The following is a 14,275-nucleotide window of genomic DNA, read 5'->3' as shown; positions in this document are numbered from 1 at the left end:
GCATGCTGTTCGTCTTGTCAAGTATATGGTATGGAATTGTGGGATCAGGTGTATGCAATGAGCCAGGCCTTCAGACTTAAGCAGTCGATCGAAGACGCTGTGATTGCAGGAGAATTCCTGCCGGGTGATCGCCTGGACGAGGCCTCGCTGGCGGAGCGATTCGGGGTGTCGCGCACCCCTATCCGGGAGGCGCTGCTCCAGCTCGGCGCCGAGGGCTTCATCGATGTTCGCCCGCGCCGCGGCGCGATCGTCAGCGTCCCGTCACCGACCAGGCTGTTCGAGATGTTCGAAACGATGGCGGAGATCGAAAGCGCCTGCGGACGCCTGGCGGCGCGTCGGCTGACCCCGGAGAACGATGCGGCAATGGAGACTGCTCATCGCGCGTGCGAGATAGCCGCGCGCGAAGGCGACAGCGAGCAGTACTACGCCGACAACCGCAATTTTCATGAAGCGATCTACCGCGCGAGCCGCAACAGTTTTCTCGCTGATCAAGCCTTTGCTCTGCACAAGCGGCTGAGCGCCTATCGCCGTATCCAGCTACGTGCGCGCAACCGCCTGCTGCAATCGCTCCAGGAGCACGCGGGGATTCTCGAAGCGATCCGCGCCGGCGATGAGCAACTCGCGGCAACGCGACTTCACGATCATGTTCTGGTCCAGGGTGAGCGGTTCTCGGACATGGTGCTTGGCCTTGCCGCGGATCGACGATCCGACGCGACCGGAAGCAAGAGCGGAACGTCGAGGTAGAGGCTGCGTCAGCGCCGGCTAGAGCATGATCCGGAAAAGTGTGCAGCGGTTTTCCGAAAAGATCATGCTAAAACAATAGCCTAAAGCGCGATGACGATTCATCCCAATCTCATCGCGCTTTAGCGTTGCCTCTCGCCGCAGCCATTCGTCACTCTATTCAGGGTGTCCGCGCCGTGCTGCCGGTCGTGCCGCCAGCGAAGAATGCCAGGAGATGTTGAGAGACATAGGTCGGATTCTCATCCGGCAACCAATGCCCGGTGCGTGGTGCAACATCTCCGCGCACATTCGTGGCGAGCTCCTTCGCCATCTCCGTTTCGGCCCAGCCGTTGCTCTTCTCGCCGGCCAAGGCGAGGACGGGCATCGGGAGCTTCTTCTGCATGAATTGCTTGAAGCGCCGTTCATCCTCGGGAAAAGCCCGATAGAGCTCAAACCCCGCGCGAAGGCCTCCGGGGGCCGCATAGGCACGCGCATAGATCGCGATGTCTTCGTCCGCAACAGGCGCTGCGAGTCTCTTCTTGTAGAAATCCGAGATGTAGGCTTGCTCGTGACCGCTCACGAGGAGCTCAGCGATATCGCGCTGCTGATGCAGGCCGAAATGCCAGAGCTCGGGGTCCGGCTTGTGCTTGGCTTCATCCCAGATCCGCGTGGCCGGCACGGGAACGTCTAGCATCGCCAGCTTGACGACCTCATCCGGCCATTGCGCGGCATAGGCATAGGCGACCATCACGCCGATGTCGCGTCCGACGAGGTTAACATGGCTTCCGCCCAGTTCGCGGACCAGTGCGCGAATGTCGGCAGCCATCGTCGCCTTGTCGTAGCCGCCCTGCGGCTTCTCCGACTCGCCAGCGCCGCGATAGTCCACCGCAACGACACGGTACCCCGCGCCCGCGAGCGCAGGCATGACATTCCGCCACGTGTACCAGGTCTGCGGCCAGCCGTGCAGCAGAACGATCAGGTCGCCATTGGCCGGACCGCCGATGACATAGTGCAGTCGAACTCCATTGGCTTCGGCAAAGCCGTGCGTGAAGATTCGTTCGAAGTTGGCCGGCAGGCCAGTGCGCGAGGCAAGAGGGGATGGAGTCTCCTGTGCCAGTGCGCCGGTGACCATCAGAATGAATGTTGCTTCCAGCACAGGCAGGAATCTGAGCAAGCGTCTCATTGAGCGGGTCCATCTTGTTGAGAGACGAGGATATCCCTGAGCACCGCGACTTGTTGTTGTTGCGGAGGGCCCCAACCCAATCTGCCCCCAACTGAGCTCGGCTTCGATGGTTCCGAGGAAACTGCTTCGCCGGAACTCTCCGCTTCAGATCCTTATCAGCGAATGTCGGCGGCACGCCGCTCGCCAGTCGCTCTTCGCATGTAGGCGTGCGGACTGGATCCCATTTCCGTCCGGAATGCGTAGACGAACGCGGATGCGGATCCGTAGCCCAGTTGCAGCGCGGTCTCCGTGACTCCCGTGCCGCTGCTCAACAGCTCGATGGCGCGCAGCAGCCGCACCCGTCGCCGCCATGATCGCAGGCTCGAACCCATTTCCGCTTCGAACTGGCGCGTCAGCGTGCGCGACGACATGCCGAGCGCCTTGGCCCAATCATCCGAAGTTCGGGAATCGGCCGGATCGACGTAGAGCGCTTCGCAAAGGCGCAGCAGGCGTTCGCCGCGCGGCCACGGCAATCCCACCGTCAGCGCGCGGGCCCTGCCGAGCTGATCGAGAATGAGTGTCGCGACACGATCGGGGTAGCCGTCGGTATCCTGGCTTCCTTCGATGGCTGCGGCCTCCACGATCAACTCCTTCAGCAGGGGAGATACGGCGAGCACTGTCGGAGCCGATGGCAGATTGCTCCCGGCGTCGACGGCAATCCACAGGCTGCGAAACTCGGCGCCGAGAAGGGAGCCCACCCGATGGCGAACGCCGCGCGGCAGCCAGACGGCCTGTTCGGGCGAGATGACGAAGGAACGATTCTCCGCGGTCACCATGAGCACGCCGTCGATGGCGTAGACCACTTGGTGCCAGTCGTGCGCGTGCTCCGGAAATTCGTGCCGCGCCGGGATCGACTGGGCGCGCATGGTGATGGGGCGCGGCGGCAAGGCATCCGGCGGAGCCGATAGTGGGGTCCAGGTCATGTCGTTTCCGATTGGCCGATATTCTATATAAATTGGCAAAACGTCGAAAGACAGCCGCTTTTCGCTCTGCTAGCGCTCCGGGTTCAAGGCCGGCCACACCGCGGACTTCGTTGGCCGGACCCGTCTCGTCCCTCGTATCAGGAGCGGAGCATGGCCGAGTGCGACAGCCGGGGCCTGCCGATTTCGACAGATTCACCGCAAGCGGCCGGTCAATATCGGATCGGCATCGATCTGCTTCTGTCAGCGTGGCCGGGCGCGGATGACACGCTGCGGCAGGCCGCGGAACTCGATCCACATTTCGCGCTGGCGCACGCCGCCCTCGCACGTCTGCACGCGATCAAGGCCGAGCCCGCGGAAGCGCGCGCAAGGATCGCGACTGCACAGGAAATCGTCGCGCGAAACGGCTCGCCGCGTGAGATCAGTCATGTGGCGGTCCTCGCGCTCGCGGTGACCGGCCAGTCCACCCAGGCGTTGGAGAGCGCGCTCGCGCATCTGGACGCGTGGCCGCGCGACGTCCTGATCCTCTCTCTGCCGCTCGGCGCGTTCGGCCTGTTCGCGTTCTCGGGGATGATCGGTCACGACCAGGCGCGCGTGGATCTCTGCGAACGCGTGGCGGGTCGCTACGACGCGGACGACTGGTGGTTCCTGACCTATCGCGGCTGGTCACATGCCGAGAACGGATCGGTCTCGAGAGGTCGCGACCTCGCGCAACGTGGTCTCGAACGGCGCCGCGCCAACGCGAACGCCGCGCATGCGGTCGCGCATGCGATGTTCGAGCAGGGCGCCAAGGACGAAGCCGAAACGCTGCTCGAAGGCTGGTTGCCTGAGTATGATCGGGCAGGGATGCTTCACGGTCATCTGGCCTGGCACGCGGCGCTCTCGGCGCTGGAGCGCGACGATCCGCAACACGCCCTGGCGATCTATTCCAAATACGTTCGGCCTTCGGCCTCGCTCGGTCTGCCGATCAATGTCTTGAGCGACACGGTCTCCTTGTTGTGGAGACTTCAGGCGTATGGCCACGAGGTGCCGTCCGGCATGTGGGAGGAGGTCGAGAGCTACGCCGGATCCCGCTATCCGACTCCCGGTCTCGCATTCGTCGAACTGCACACGGCCTTGTTGGCCGCCGCGACCGGAAAACACGCCGCTGCCGTCGACCACATCAAGGCGAATGCGCAACGTGTCGCGGACGGCGTGCTGCCGGCTGGTCCCGTCGTGCCAGCCATCGGCCGGGCCGCGCTCGCGTTCGCGAACACCGACTACGCCGAATGCATGCGGATTCTCGAGCCGGTGGCCGCAGACGTCGCGCGGGTCGGCGGCAGCGGCGCCCAGAGGGAAATCATCGAAGACATGTTGTTGCTCGCTTTCATGCGAAGCGGCGATTCCGCCAAGGCACGCGATCTGCTCGATCGCCGCCTTCACCGCCGTCCGTCGCAGCGCGATGCGCGCTGGCGCGGCCAAATCGAGGTCTGAATGTCAGAAGTTGCCGTGCAAGGGCGGGTGGAGGCTCCGCCCGCGTTCCGTTTTGAGCGCAGCAATGTCGCAAGGCTCGCCGTCGCGCAGGCATTGGCCGGCGCGAATTCGACGATCGTCTACGCCACCGGCGCAGTGATCGGTGACATGCTGGCGCCCACCAAGGCGCTGGCAACTCTCCCGATCTCGATCTTCGTGGTCGGGATGGCCGCCTGCACCTTGCCCGCCGGAGCGGTCGCGCAACGTTACGGGCGACGCGCGACCTTCATGATCGGCACCGGCTGCGGTGTCCTCTCCGGCCTGATCGCATCGCTCGCGATTCTACACGCCTCGTTCGGCCTGTTCTGTGCGGCGACGTTTCTCGGCGGTGTCTACGCCGCGGTGGTGCTGTCCTTTCGCTTCGCGGCCGCCGATTGCGCGGCGCCAGAGCGGCGGCCGCGCGCGCTGTCGGCGGTGATGGCAGGCGGTGTCTTTGCCGGCGTGATCGGGCCGCAACTCGTCACGTATACGATGGGTCTGTGGCCGCCCCATCTCTTCGCGGCCACCTATCTGGCACAAGGCGCGGTCGCTGCGATCTCCTTATCGGTTCTCGCCGGGGTCCGTCTGCCGATGTCGATCGCGGCCGACAGGGGCAGAGGCCGTCCTCTTTCCGTGATCGCGCGCCAGCCGCGTTTCATTGCGGCGGTGGTCTGCGGAGTCGTCTCTTATCTGCTGATGAACTTCCTGATGACGGCGGCGCCGCTCGCGATGAAGTTCTGCAATCTGCCGCAGGAGGCTGCCAATCTTGGTCTGCAATGGCATGTGATCGCCATGTATGGACCGAGCTTCTGGACCGGCAGGTTGATCACCCGGTTCGGCGCATCGAGAGTGGTGGCGACCGGGCTGCTGCTCACAGCCGCCTCTTCGGCCATCGGTCTGTTCGGTATTCAGGTCGGGCACTTCTGGGCGACGCTGATCCTGCTCGGCGTCGGCTGGAATTTTGGCTTCGTCGGAGCTTCCGCGATGGTCCTGGAGTGTCATCGCCCGGAGGAGAAGGCGCGCGTCCAGTCGCTGAACGACTTCATCGTGTTCGGCACGATGACCTTCGGCTCGTTCCTGTCGGGTGGGCTGCTCTCCGCCTACGGTTGGAATACGGTCCTGTGGGTCTCGTTTCCGCCTCTGTTCCTGGCCGTCGCCGCGCTGGCGCTGGCATCACCACGAGCGCGCCGCGGCGATGCGGCGTCGTGATATGCTGGAGCGCGCCGCGGAGGCCGTCGCACGGATGCGGTCCGGCCAGGCTAATTTCAGAATGGTGTTGACCATGAGGGAGAAGAGCCATGCGCATCAATGACAACCTGACAGTTCCGGTGATCGTTCAGGCCGGGCAGCTGCCGTGGATCCAAAGCCCGGCGGCAGGTGTCGACCGGCGCATGCTGTTCCGCATCGGCGACGAGGTCGCGCGCGCCACCTCGATCGTGCGATACGCGCCGCACAGCGCGTTTCCGCGCCATACGCATGGCGGCGGCGAAGAGATCGTCGTTCTCGATGGCGTCTTTCAGGACGAGCATGGCGATTACCCCGCGGGCAGCTACTTCCGCAATCCGCCCGGGACCTCGCACGTTCCCGCATCGGAGGCTGGCTGCACGATCTTCGTGCGCCTTTGGCAGTTCCGGGATGGCGATCGCGACCAGATCGTACGACGGCCCGCGGAAGGTCGTCAGCGCGAGCCGCGATCGGGGGCGGCGAGCGCGCTCGAACTGTTCGACGATGGATTTGAGAACGTGCGTTTCGAGAGCTGGATGCCTGGCAGTTCCGTCACGGTCGAGAATGCACGCGGGCTCGAAATGCTCGTTCTCGCCGGGAGCCTGTCGATTGGTGATCAGACGCTGCTCCCGCAAGGCTGGGTCCGCTTGCCCGCCGGACAGCCTCTGCGCGCCGTCTGCGGTGCGGACGGCGCGAGCGTCTGGCTGAAGGACGCTCCCTTGCTGCATCCGGACGTCTGCCAAATGCCGTGAAATGCGGGGCGACCCGCACGTCGTTGAGGGCTCATCGACAGACGCCGGGCCTCGATGACGACGCGGGATTGATTTTGCAAGACGATCGGTCTAATAAATCGCCATGAGAGCGATTTTGCCGTCAGCCGAACCGCGTCGCCGTGGCCGTCCGCCCAAGGACCAGACACGGCCAGACGCGCCGCGCGCACGGCTGCTGCGCACCGGCGTTGCGATCCTGACCGAGAAGGGCTTCAGTGCCGTGGGCGTCGAGGAGATCCTGGACGCCGCGGAGGTACCAAAAGGTTCATTTTACCATTACTTCGACAGCAAGGAGGCCTTCGGTCTCGCACTGATCGACGCCTATGCCAACTATTTCGCGCGGAAGCTGGACCGATGGTTCGACGACACCGAGCGTGCTCCGCTCGACCGTCTGCGTGATTTCATCGCGGATGCTCGCTCGGGCATGGCGAGACATCGCTACCGGCGCGGCTGCCTCGTCGGCAATCTCGGACAGGAGATGGGTGTTCTGCCCGAGCCGTTCCGGAAGCGCCTCGCTGCTGTGTTCCGGGATTGGGAAGCGCGGACGTCCCGTTGCCTGCGGTCGGCGCAAGAGGCGGGCGAGATGTCCAGCGAGCTCGACTGCGAGGATCTCGCGCAGTTCTTCTGGATGGGCTGGGAGGGCGCGGTGTTGCGCGCCAAGCTCGAACGGCGCCCGGATGCGCTCGACGTCTTCGCCGAACGCTTTCTTGCGATGATCCGGGCGAAAGGTGAGGGGCGATGACCGTCATGCCAATCTTCAACGAGGAGCCAAGCTCATGACCGAAACACGCGCCGTCAGTCGCTTCCCTGTTCCCGATCTCGCCGATATGCCGGACGATATCCGTAGCCGCATCCTGGCCGTGCAGGAGAAGTCTGGCTTCATTCCGAATGTCTTTCTCGTGCTCGCGCACCGGCCGGAGGAGTTTCGCGCATTCTTTGCCTATCACGACGCGCTGATGGACAAGCCCGGCAATCTGACCAAGGCCGAGCGCGAGATGATCGTCGTTGCGACCAGCAACCTCAATCAGTGCCAGTATTGCGTAGTGGCGCATGGCGCGATCTTGCGGATTCGCGCCAAGGACCCGCTGATTGCCGATCAGGTCGCCGTCAACTACCGCAAGGCCGACATCACCGATCGTCAGAAGGCGATGCTGGATTTCGCCGTTCGGGTCTCGACCGAGGCGCACAAGACGTCTGAAAGCGACTTCGCCACGCTGACGGCGCACGGATTCACCGAAGAGGACATCTGGGACATCGCGGCGATCTCGGCCTTTTTCGGCCTGTCGAACCGGCTCGCGAACGTGACGAGCATGCGTCCGAATGCCGAATTCTATACCATGGGCCGCTGAGAGAAGGAGCGACGCCATGGAGCTGTCATCCCGGCAATTGGCTTTGAAGGAAAGAGCCGCCGCCTTCTCGAATGGGCTGCTGCGCAAGCGCGGCGCCGAGATCGATCAATCGCGCGAATATCCCTTCGACGTTGTCGAGGCGCTGAAAGCCGAGCGCTTCATGGGCATGACCATCCCAAAGGGATATGGCGGGCAGGGCCAGAGCTTCCTCGACACGGTGCTGGTGATCGAGGAGATGGCGCGCGCGTGCACGGTCTCGGCGCGTATCGTCGTCGAGGCCAATATGGGCGCGATCTCCACCGTCATGGCCTACGGCACCGATGCACAGCGCAGGCGCGCTGCCGATCTCGTCCTGGCGGGCGATAAGCCGGCCATCTGCATTACCGAGCCCGAGGCGGGTAGCGACGCGAGCGGCATGAAGACCCGGGCCGACAAGCGCGGCAATCGCTTCGTGCTCAACGGCAGGAAGCATTGGATCACCGGTGCCGGCGTGTCGCGCCTGCACCTGATCTTCGCTCGGGTCTTCGATGAGAGCGGTGAGGAGCTTGGCGTCGGCGGCTTCCTGGCCGTGCGCGGCGAGGCCGAAGGGCTGCGTATCGGCAAGCGCGAAACGACGATGGGACTGTGCGGCATGCCCGAGGGTGAGCTCGTGTTCGAGGATCTGGAGATCACGCCGGACATGGTGCTGCTGCCTCCGTCGGGTTTCAAGCGCGGCTTTGCCGACCTCATCAATGCCTACAACAGTCAGCGTGTCGGCGCAGGCACTGTCGCGATGGGAATCGCTGCGGGTGCGCTGGAGCACGCCATCGAATGGGTCAAGACGCGCGAGCAGTTCGGGCGCCCGATCGGCGAATTCCAGGGGCTGCAATGGATGCTCGCCGACATGCAGACGCAGCTCACCGCATCGCGCTTGATGCTGCATGCGGCCGCCGCGTCGCGAGGCCCGGGCGGCAGCGCATTTCCCGATCCGACCCTCGCGGCGCAGGCGAAGATCTTCGCGTCCGAGGCGGCGATCAAGATCGTCAACGATGCACTTCAGATGTTCGGGGCCCGCGGCTATTCGCGCGACTTCCCGCTCGAGCGCATGGCGCGCGACGTCCGCATGTTCACGATCGGCGGCGGCACGGCGCAGGTGCTGCGCACGCTCGTCGCGAGCAAGGTTCTGGGCTGGAAGCTGCCGCAGACCCGTCATTGAGCGGGGGTCATCCAGACTGCTTCAGCCAGTTCTGGGCTCGGCTCGCGGTCGGCTTGCGGCTGCGATCACTAGCTCGCGTCATCATGGCCGCTTCAGCGGCCCTGACGCGCCGACGCAGCTCTAACAGTTCGCAATATGCGGCACGAAGCGGATCGTCAGAATCGAGCGTCGGCGATTGCTTTGAAGAATTCGTCGTGCCGTAGGATGAGTATCTGATCATCTTGAACACGCTGCGTTTGATATGCGCAGAGCGTATCAGGGCATTCTCTTCGCGCAACGAAAGTCGCTCGTTAACATTGATGTCGGCGCAAAAAGTTAAGACCGGTACAAGGATGCCGTGGCACGACTAGTGTCGCGCAGCGATGGCGGTCATCTCAAGCTTGACGCCCGGACCGAGATCGGCGCCGCCGATTGCGGCGCGCGCCGGCAGATGAGCTTCCGCAAAGCGTGCCTTCCAGGCCGTGTTGAACTCGGCCTTCTCCTTCAGGTCGGTCATGTAGATGGTCACCTGCAAGACGTTGGCCAAATCGGATCCGAGGGTCTTCAGCAACTGCGCCAGCTGCCGGAGGACATCGTTTGCCTGGCCCGACATGTCGAGGCTCGTGTCTTCAGGGACAATTCCGCCGATGTAAAGCACGCCATTATGCTCGACCACTTCGTGGAGCAGACCTTCGTAAGGCAAGATGCGCTTGATCATGATGAGACCGATGTTGCTGGTGAGGAAGGGGAGGCGTATCGCACATCTGCACCACCAATACGAGACCCTGTGGCGTACCGAGTGGCACCGTCGACATCGGCGTGAGTCTTGACCTCGCTATTCGGCGGCGTCGGCTGCAACAGAGTGCACGGGAGCCCAGCGTAGACGTCAGCTCTGATCTCGATGACATCACAGTGTGGATCGGTATACTGCCACCACGTACTGGAACAAGGATCAGGCGATGGACGATACGATTGGCTTTCCCGACCCCGGCCTCGACCTGTCCGACGGCTTCAAGCCGCACACGTCGCATTGGGGCGTGTTCTCGGCGCGCCAAGGCGCGGCCGCACTCGAGGTCAGGGCCTATGCGGGGGATCCCGATCCGAACGGCATCATCGACAATTTCCCCGGCGCGCTGCGCCACCGGGCGCGCATCGCCCAGCCGGCGATCCGCCGCGGCTGGCTCGAGCGCGGTCCCGGCCCGGACGATCGCCGCGGCCGCGACGAATTCGTCTCCGTGAGCTGGGAGAAGGCGCTCGATCTGCTCGGGGACGAACTGGCGCGCATCCGCGACACGCGCGGCCCCGGCGCTGTGTTCGGCGGTTCCTATGGCTGGTCGAGCGCGGGCCGCTTTCATCACGCCCAGAGCCAGGTGCATCGCTTCCTCAACATCGCGATGGGCGGCTATGTGCGTTCGGTCAACACCTACTCCTCCGGCGCGTCCTCGGTGTTGCTGCCCCAGATCCTCTGCGGATACGAGGACATCACCAAGCGCAACGTCACCTGGGAGCAGATCGCGGCGGATACCGAGATCGTGCTGGCGTTCGGCGGCATGGCGCTGAAGAACTCCATGGTCGCCGGTGGCTCTATCAGCAAGCATGTCGAGCGCGGTGCCTTGGCGGCGGCGCGCCGGCGCGGCTGCGAGTTCGTCCTGGTCAGCCCGCTGCGCGACGATCTGCCGGTCGAAGCTGGCGCCGAATGGATGAGCTGCGTGCCCGGCACCGACACCGCGCTGATGCTCGGCATCGTCCACACGCTGGTGAGCGAAGGTCTACACGACCAGGCCTTCCTCGATCGCTACACGGAAGGCTGGCCCGTCTTCCTGCGTTATCTCACCGGCGAGAGCGATGGGCAAGCAAAGCATGCTGGATGGGCCGCCGCGATCTCAGGCGTCGACGCGGACACCATCCGCGCGCTGGCGCGCCGGCTCGCCGGGAAAAGGGCGCTGATCACCGTCTCGCATTCGCTCCAGCGCGCCGAGCATGGTGAGCAGCCGGTGTGGATGGGCCTGGTATTGGCGGCAGCGCTCGGCCAGGTCGGTCTTTCCGGTGGAGGCTATGCTTATTCGCTGGGGGCGATCGGCTATTACGGCCGCCGCGTCAACGACGTGCCGGGCCCGACGCTGGGGCAGGGCCGCAACGGCGTTGCCGATTTCATTCCGGTGGCGCGCATCGCCGACATGCTGCTCAACCCTGGAAGCACCTATCGCTACAATGGCGAGACGCGCACCTATCCGGACATTCGCCTCGTCTACTGGGCCGGCGGCAATCCCTTCCATCATCACCAGGACATCAACCGCCTGCGCAAGGCGTTCGCGAAAGTCGACACGCTGGTCGTGCACGAGCTCGGCTGGACCGCGACGGCCCGGCACGCCGACATCGTGCTGCCCGCAACGATGACGCTGGAGCGCGAGGACATCGGCTATTCCACCAACGACCCCTTGATGGTCGCGATGCACCGGATCGCCGAGCCGTTTGGGCTCGCGCGCGACGACTATGATATCTTCGCCGATCTCGCCGAACGTGTCGGCGCGCGCGAACCCTTCACGGAAGGCCGCACCTCTCGGGAGTGGCTCGAACATCTGTATGAGCCCACCCGCGCCTCGCTCGCCAAGCGTGGCGTGGAGGCGCCCAGCTTCGACGAATTCTGGCAGCGTGGCAGCCTGGTCGTGCCGCAGCAGCCCGATGACGGCGGCCGGCTGCGCCGCTTCCGTGAGGATCCCGCAGGTCACGCCCTGCCGACGCCGAGCGGCCGCATCGAGATCTTCTCGGCGAAGATCGCGGGCCATGGCGATGCGGATTGTCCGGGCCATCCGGTCTGGCTCGACAAGTCCGATATGCCGAGGCCTGGAGCACCGTGCTTCCTCGTCGCCAACCAGCCGGTGACGCGCCTGCACAGTCAGCTCGATTTCGGTGGCCATTCGCTTGCCGCAAAACATCGCGGCCGCGAGGTCGCGCGCATGAACCCGCGCGATGCGGCCGCACGCAGCATCAAGGATGGCGACATCATCCGCCTGTTCAACGACCGCGGCGCCTGCCTTGCCGCCGTCCACGTCACCGACGGCATCGCGCCCGGCGTCGTGCAGCTTCCGACCGGAGCCTGGTATGACCCGATGGATCCCGAGGACGACGCGCCGCTCTGCGTTCACGGCAACCCGAACGTGCTCACCCGCGACGTCGGCACCTCATCCCTGGCGCAGGGCTGCACGGGGCAGTTGACGACGGTCGAGGTGGAGAAGTTCACGGGCAATCTGCCCCCGATCCGGGCGTTCGATCCGGTGTAGGGCTTTTATCGTAGCCCGGATGGAGCGTAGCGCAATCCGGGACCGCTCTCTTCATCGGCACCTTCCCGGATTACGCTTTCGCTCCATCCGGGCCACGGCATCTCGCAATGATGAAGTAGAGACCGCGTGCGCGTCGCTACGCGGCCACGCTGGCGATCCAGTCCCTCTCCCGAGCAGCACGCCGCTGCGGAGGCGCTTCTGCCTCAGCTCGCTCACCCTTGCTGGCGAGGCGCCAGCGTGCCGGAGACTGGCCGCTGATGCGCTTGAAGACGGTGGAAAAATGCGCCTGCGTGCTGAAGCCGACGGCAAGCGCGATCTCCGCCAAGGGCCGCTCGGTGGTCGTGAGCAGCGCCTTCGCACGTTCGATCCGGTGATTGAGAAGATATTCGCGGGGGCGGTAACCGGTCGCGGCGCGGAATTGGGCCGCAAAGTGCATTCTGGACAAGCCGGCGACATGGGCGAGCTCGGCCAGGCTGATGCAGCGGTCGAAATGATCGGCGATGTATTGTTCGACCCGCCGCAGCCGCCATTTCGGCAAGGCATTGACCCTGACGCGCGGCGGCTCCAACCGGGCGAGATGCATCGCAAGAGTCTGGCCGAGGCAGCGCATGAACTGGTGGTCCGCGGCGTGACCCCGTTCGATCAGCGCCTTGGCAAGCTCCGCAGCGAGCGGGTCGCGCAACAGGACGAGGTCATTCAGTCCTTGGGTCGCGGGGAATTGCGCTGGAAAATGATCCGTGGAGATATGAAAGTGCAGGAAAGCGCATGGCGACTGGAATTGCGCGCGGAGAGGCTTCGACGGTGCTGTGACATAGAGCGTGCCTGCGGGCATGGTACCGTCGAAAACGATTTGACGGTCCCGGGTCAGCCTTGCGCGCGTGGTCTTCAGGGCGATGCCAACGAAATAGCGATCCTCGGGGGTCGTCGCTTCGTGCGACGAAGCGCCACGGGAATCTTCCCATCGCGAGATCGTGATGTCCTCGCTTGACGTCTCCGCGCTGCGGTCGATTTGACGCCATCGGCTTTCCCGGGCGAATGCCTGCGTCGCTCGAATGGCTTCGCGATTCCGGTTGACGGCTCGAAGATCGGCCCAGGCGTGTGCCTGCATGTCGGTGAACATCGTTCGTTCTCTCTCGTCTCATCGGCGGCTTGCGGTGCGCAAGTTCGCTATGGTCCGAGAGTACGCGTGTGCGCGCCAGGGCGCCCGTTAGTGGTGATTAGGAGTTGTTAGTTGTTGTGTGAGTGCGAGCGCTGTGACAGCTCGCCGCAGGAGGCTGTATGAACGTCCCAATTCGTCGCATCGGTTGACGTCGTCGGCGCAGGTTCGAGCACGTGACGTCGTTTGCGCGCGCATGCGCCGCTACTCGAAGACGGCGTCGAAGATCTCGACGTCCATCAGCACAGGCTTGGCGATCACGGCTCCATCGGACTGCAGCGTCTGCGCCCGTCGAAGCGTCGGCACCACGATGCCGCCGAAGCTGTCATGGGCCCAGGAGGAATGTGCGACCTTCATCCCGAAGAGATCGTGATCCGTCCGCCGTTGCAGAGCGCTCTCGTCGAAATAGAAGATCTGCTCGGAAGCGAGCGTGACCAGGCGCGGGGGGAATTGCGCCCGCAGCCGCCGCCAGGTCTGGGTGCTCTCGCGCCACGGCGTCAGCTCTTCCACCACGACATCGGGGTCGGCGAGCAGGAATGGAGTCGTCAGATAATTCCAGATCGCGACGCCGCAGAAGAAGACGAGGTGCAGTTCGTCCGCGAGCGCAGGAGAGCCAGCCTCGGCAGACGCGAAGCTCGGGTTGCGCCAGGTCCGCAGGACCTCACCATCCAGGCTCTCGATCGTGATCGCGTCCGGTTGAAACGACCCGGAATGTTCGCCTCCCGTGATGCCGGTGAAGCGGATGGATTGGGTCCGGGTCGAGCCTTCTGCGGTCACGTCCTTGAATTCCCGGGCGTGTCCAGCGCTGGAGAACAGCGTCCCGCCGACGGAGAGGTGGAGCGTGAACCCCTTCAAGCTGTTCCAACGGGCCATACCGCCATTGGCATCGATTACGTCGTCAAGAAGCGCCATGTCCCGCCATATCCACCGTGAAGTGCCTCCACCATGGCGGGGCGTGTGCGGCTTGG

14 protein-coding genes are annotated in these 14,275 nt (G+C 64.4%); 8 read left to right on the top strand and 6 right to left on the bottom strand.

From position 1 onward, the window contains the following. Positions 1–57: 57 nt before the first annotated feature. A complete protein-coding gene (locus tag LRP30_RS28930; RefSeq protein ID WP_128932409.1) occupies positions 58–744 on the top strand; it encodes a GntR family transcriptional regulator in 687 nt (228 codons plus the stop codon). Between the two features lie 157 nt (positions 745–901). On the opposite strand, the gene LRP30_RS28925 is transcribed toward LRP30_RS28930, so the two are convergent. Together LRP30_RS28925 and LRP30_RS28920 are read right to left on the bottom strand one after the other, a co-directional pair. Next, positions 902–1,903: an alpha/beta hydrolase gene (locus LRP30_RS28925; RefSeq protein WP_249756932.1), complete on the bottom strand. Its 1,002-nt coding sequence runs from the start codon at positions 1,901–1,903 to the stop codon at positions 902–904. 155 nt (positions 1,904–2,058) lie between these two features. Continuing rightward, on the bottom strand, positions 2,059–2,808 hold the full coding sequence (locus LRP30_RS28920; protein ID WP_346016179.1) for a helix-turn-helix transcriptional regulator: 750 nt from the start codon (positions 2,806–2,808) through the stop codon (positions 2,059–2,061). Between the two features lie 207 nt (positions 2,809–3,015). On the opposite strand from LRP30_RS28920, the gene LRP30_RS28915 reads away from it, so the two are divergent. The 6 genes from LRP30_RS28915 (at position 3,016) to acdA (ending at position 8,891) form a co-directional block, all read left to right on the top strand. Continuing rightward, on the top strand, positions 3,016–4,335 hold the full coding sequence (locus LRP30_RS28915; protein WP_249756930.1) for a tetratricopeptide repeat protein: 1,320 nt from the start codon (positions 3,016–3,018) through the stop codon (positions 4,333–4,335). Continuing rightward, positions 4,336–5,562: an MFS transporter gene (locus LRP30_RS28910; RefSeq protein WP_128932412.1), complete on the top strand. Its 1,227-nt coding sequence runs from the start codon at positions 4,336–4,338 to the stop codon at positions 5,560–5,562. An 89-nt stretch (positions 5,563–5,651) separates the two neighbouring features. Beyond that, positions 5,652–6,329, top strand: a complete 678-nt coding sequence (locus LRP30_RS28905) for a cupin domain-containing protein (RefSeq protein ID WP_249756929.1) — start codon at positions 5,652–5,654, stop codon at positions 6,327–6,329. A 115-nt stretch (positions 6,330–6,444) separates the two neighbouring features. Further along, positions 6,445–7,089: a TetR/AcrR family transcriptional regulator gene (locus LRP30_RS28900; RefSeq protein ID WP_245473491.1), complete on the top strand. Its 645-nt coding sequence runs from the start codon at positions 6,445–6,447 to the stop codon at positions 7,087–7,089. 34 nt (positions 7,090–7,123) lie between these two features. Next, positions 7,124–7,696 carry a peroxidase-related enzyme gene (locus LRP30_RS28895; RefSeq protein WP_128939329.1) on the top strand — a complete coding sequence of 191 codons (573 nt, stop codon included), beginning with the start codon at positions 7,124–7,126 and terminating at the stop codon, positions 7,694–7,696. 16 nt (positions 7,697–7,712) lie between these two features. Beyond that, positions 7,713–8,891, top strand: a complete 1,179-nt coding sequence (acdA, locus tag LRP30_RS28890) for a 3-sulfinopropanoyl-CoA desulfinase (RefSeq protein ID WP_249756928.1) — start codon at positions 7,713–7,715, stop codon at positions 8,889–8,891. Positions 8,892–8,898: 7 nt separating this feature from the next. Here the strand turns inward: acdA and LRP30_RS28885 are convergent, their stop codons facing one another. After that, positions 8,899–9,168: a hypothetical protein gene (locus tag LRP30_RS28885; protein ID WP_128945285.1), complete on the bottom strand. Its 270-nt coding sequence runs from the start codon at positions 9,166–9,168 to the stop codon at positions 8,899–8,901. Between the two features lie 69 nt (positions 9,169–9,237). Continuing rightward, a complete protein-coding gene (locus LRP30_RS28880) occupies positions 9,238–9,588 on the bottom strand; it encodes a RidA family protein (protein WP_249756927.1) in 351 nt (116 codons plus the stop codon). A 241-nt stretch (positions 9,589–9,829) separates the two neighbouring features. On the opposite strand from LRP30_RS28880, the gene LRP30_RS28875 reads away from it, so the two are divergent. After that, entirely contained in the window at positions 9,830–12,151 is a 2,322-nt protein-coding gene (locus LRP30_RS28875; protein WP_249756926.1) for a molybdopterin guanine dinucleotide-containing S/N-oxide reductase, read from the top strand. A 136-nt stretch (positions 12,152–12,287) separates the two neighbouring features. Here the strand turns inward: LRP30_RS28875 and LRP30_RS28870 are convergent, their stop codons facing one another. Continuing rightward, positions 12,288–13,271, bottom strand: coding sequence for an AraC family transcriptional regulator (locus LRP30_RS28870; protein WP_249756925.1), 984 nt, complete (start codon positions 13,269–13,271; stop codon positions 12,288–12,290). Positions 13,272–13,511: 240 nt separating this feature from the next. Continuing rightward, a complete protein-coding gene (locus LRP30_RS28865) occupies positions 13,512–14,219 on the bottom strand; it encodes a hypothetical protein (RefSeq protein ID WP_249756924.1) in 708 nt (235 codons plus the stop codon). Positions 14,220–14,275 lie beyond the last annotated feature (56 nt).

Source organism: Bradyrhizobium sp. C-145, assembly GCF_023375135.1.
In the GTDB taxonomy this organism is placed as follows: domain Bacteria; phylum Pseudomonadota; class Alphaproteobacteria; order Rhizobiales; family Xanthobacteraceae; genus Bradyrhizobium; species Bradyrhizobium zhanjiangense.
The sequence above is the reverse complement of the archived record's forward strand: the minus strand, read 5'-3'. Positions and strand labels throughout refer to the sequence as shown.

Coding starts and splice junctions, on each gene's coding strand:
- LRP30_RS28930 (WP_128932409.1), top strand. CDS start 58: ATGAGCCAGGCCTTCAGACTTAAGCAGTCGATCGAAGACGCTGTGATT.
- LRP30_RS28925 (WP_249756932.1), bottom strand. CDS start 1,903: ATGAGACGCTTGCTCAGATTCCTGCCTGTGCTGGAAGCAACATTCATT.
- LRP30_RS28920 (WP_346016179.1), bottom strand. CDS start 2,808: ATGCGCGCCCAGTCGATCCCGGCGCGGCACGAATTTCCGGAGCACGCG.
- LRP30_RS28915 (WP_249756930.1), top strand. CDS start 3,016: ATGGCCGAGTGCGACAGCCGGGGCCTGCCGATTTCGACAGATTCACCG.
- LRP30_RS28910 (WP_128932412.1), top strand. CDS start 4,336: ATGTCAGAAGTTGCCGTGCAAGGGCGGGTGGAGGCTCCGCCCGCGTTC.
- LRP30_RS28905 (WP_249756929.1), top strand. CDS start 5,652: ATGCGCATCAATGACAACCTGACAGTTCCGGTGATCGTTCAGGCCGGG.
- LRP30_RS28895 (WP_128939329.1), top strand. CDS start 7,124: ATGACCGAAACACGCGCCGTCAGTCGCTTCCCTGTTCCCGATCTCGCC.
- acdA (WP_249756928.1), top strand. CDS start 7,713: ATGGAGCTGTCATCCCGGCAATTGGCTTTGAAGGAAAGAGCCGCCGCC.
- LRP30_RS28880 (WP_249756927.1), bottom strand. CDS start 9,588: ATGATCAAGCGCATCTTGCCTTACGAAGGTCTGCTCCACGAAGTGGTC.
- LRP30_RS28875 (WP_249756926.1), top strand. CDS start 9,830: ATGGACGATACGATTGGCTTTCCCGACCCCGGCCTCGACCTGTCCGAC.
- LRP30_RS28870 (WP_249756925.1), bottom strand. CDS start 13,271: ATGTTCACCGACATGCAGGCACACGCCTGGGCCGATCTTCGAGCCGTC.
- LRP30_RS28865 (WP_249756924.1), bottom strand. CDS start 14,219: ATGGCGCTTCTTGACGACGTAATCGATGCCAATGGCGGTATGGCCCGT.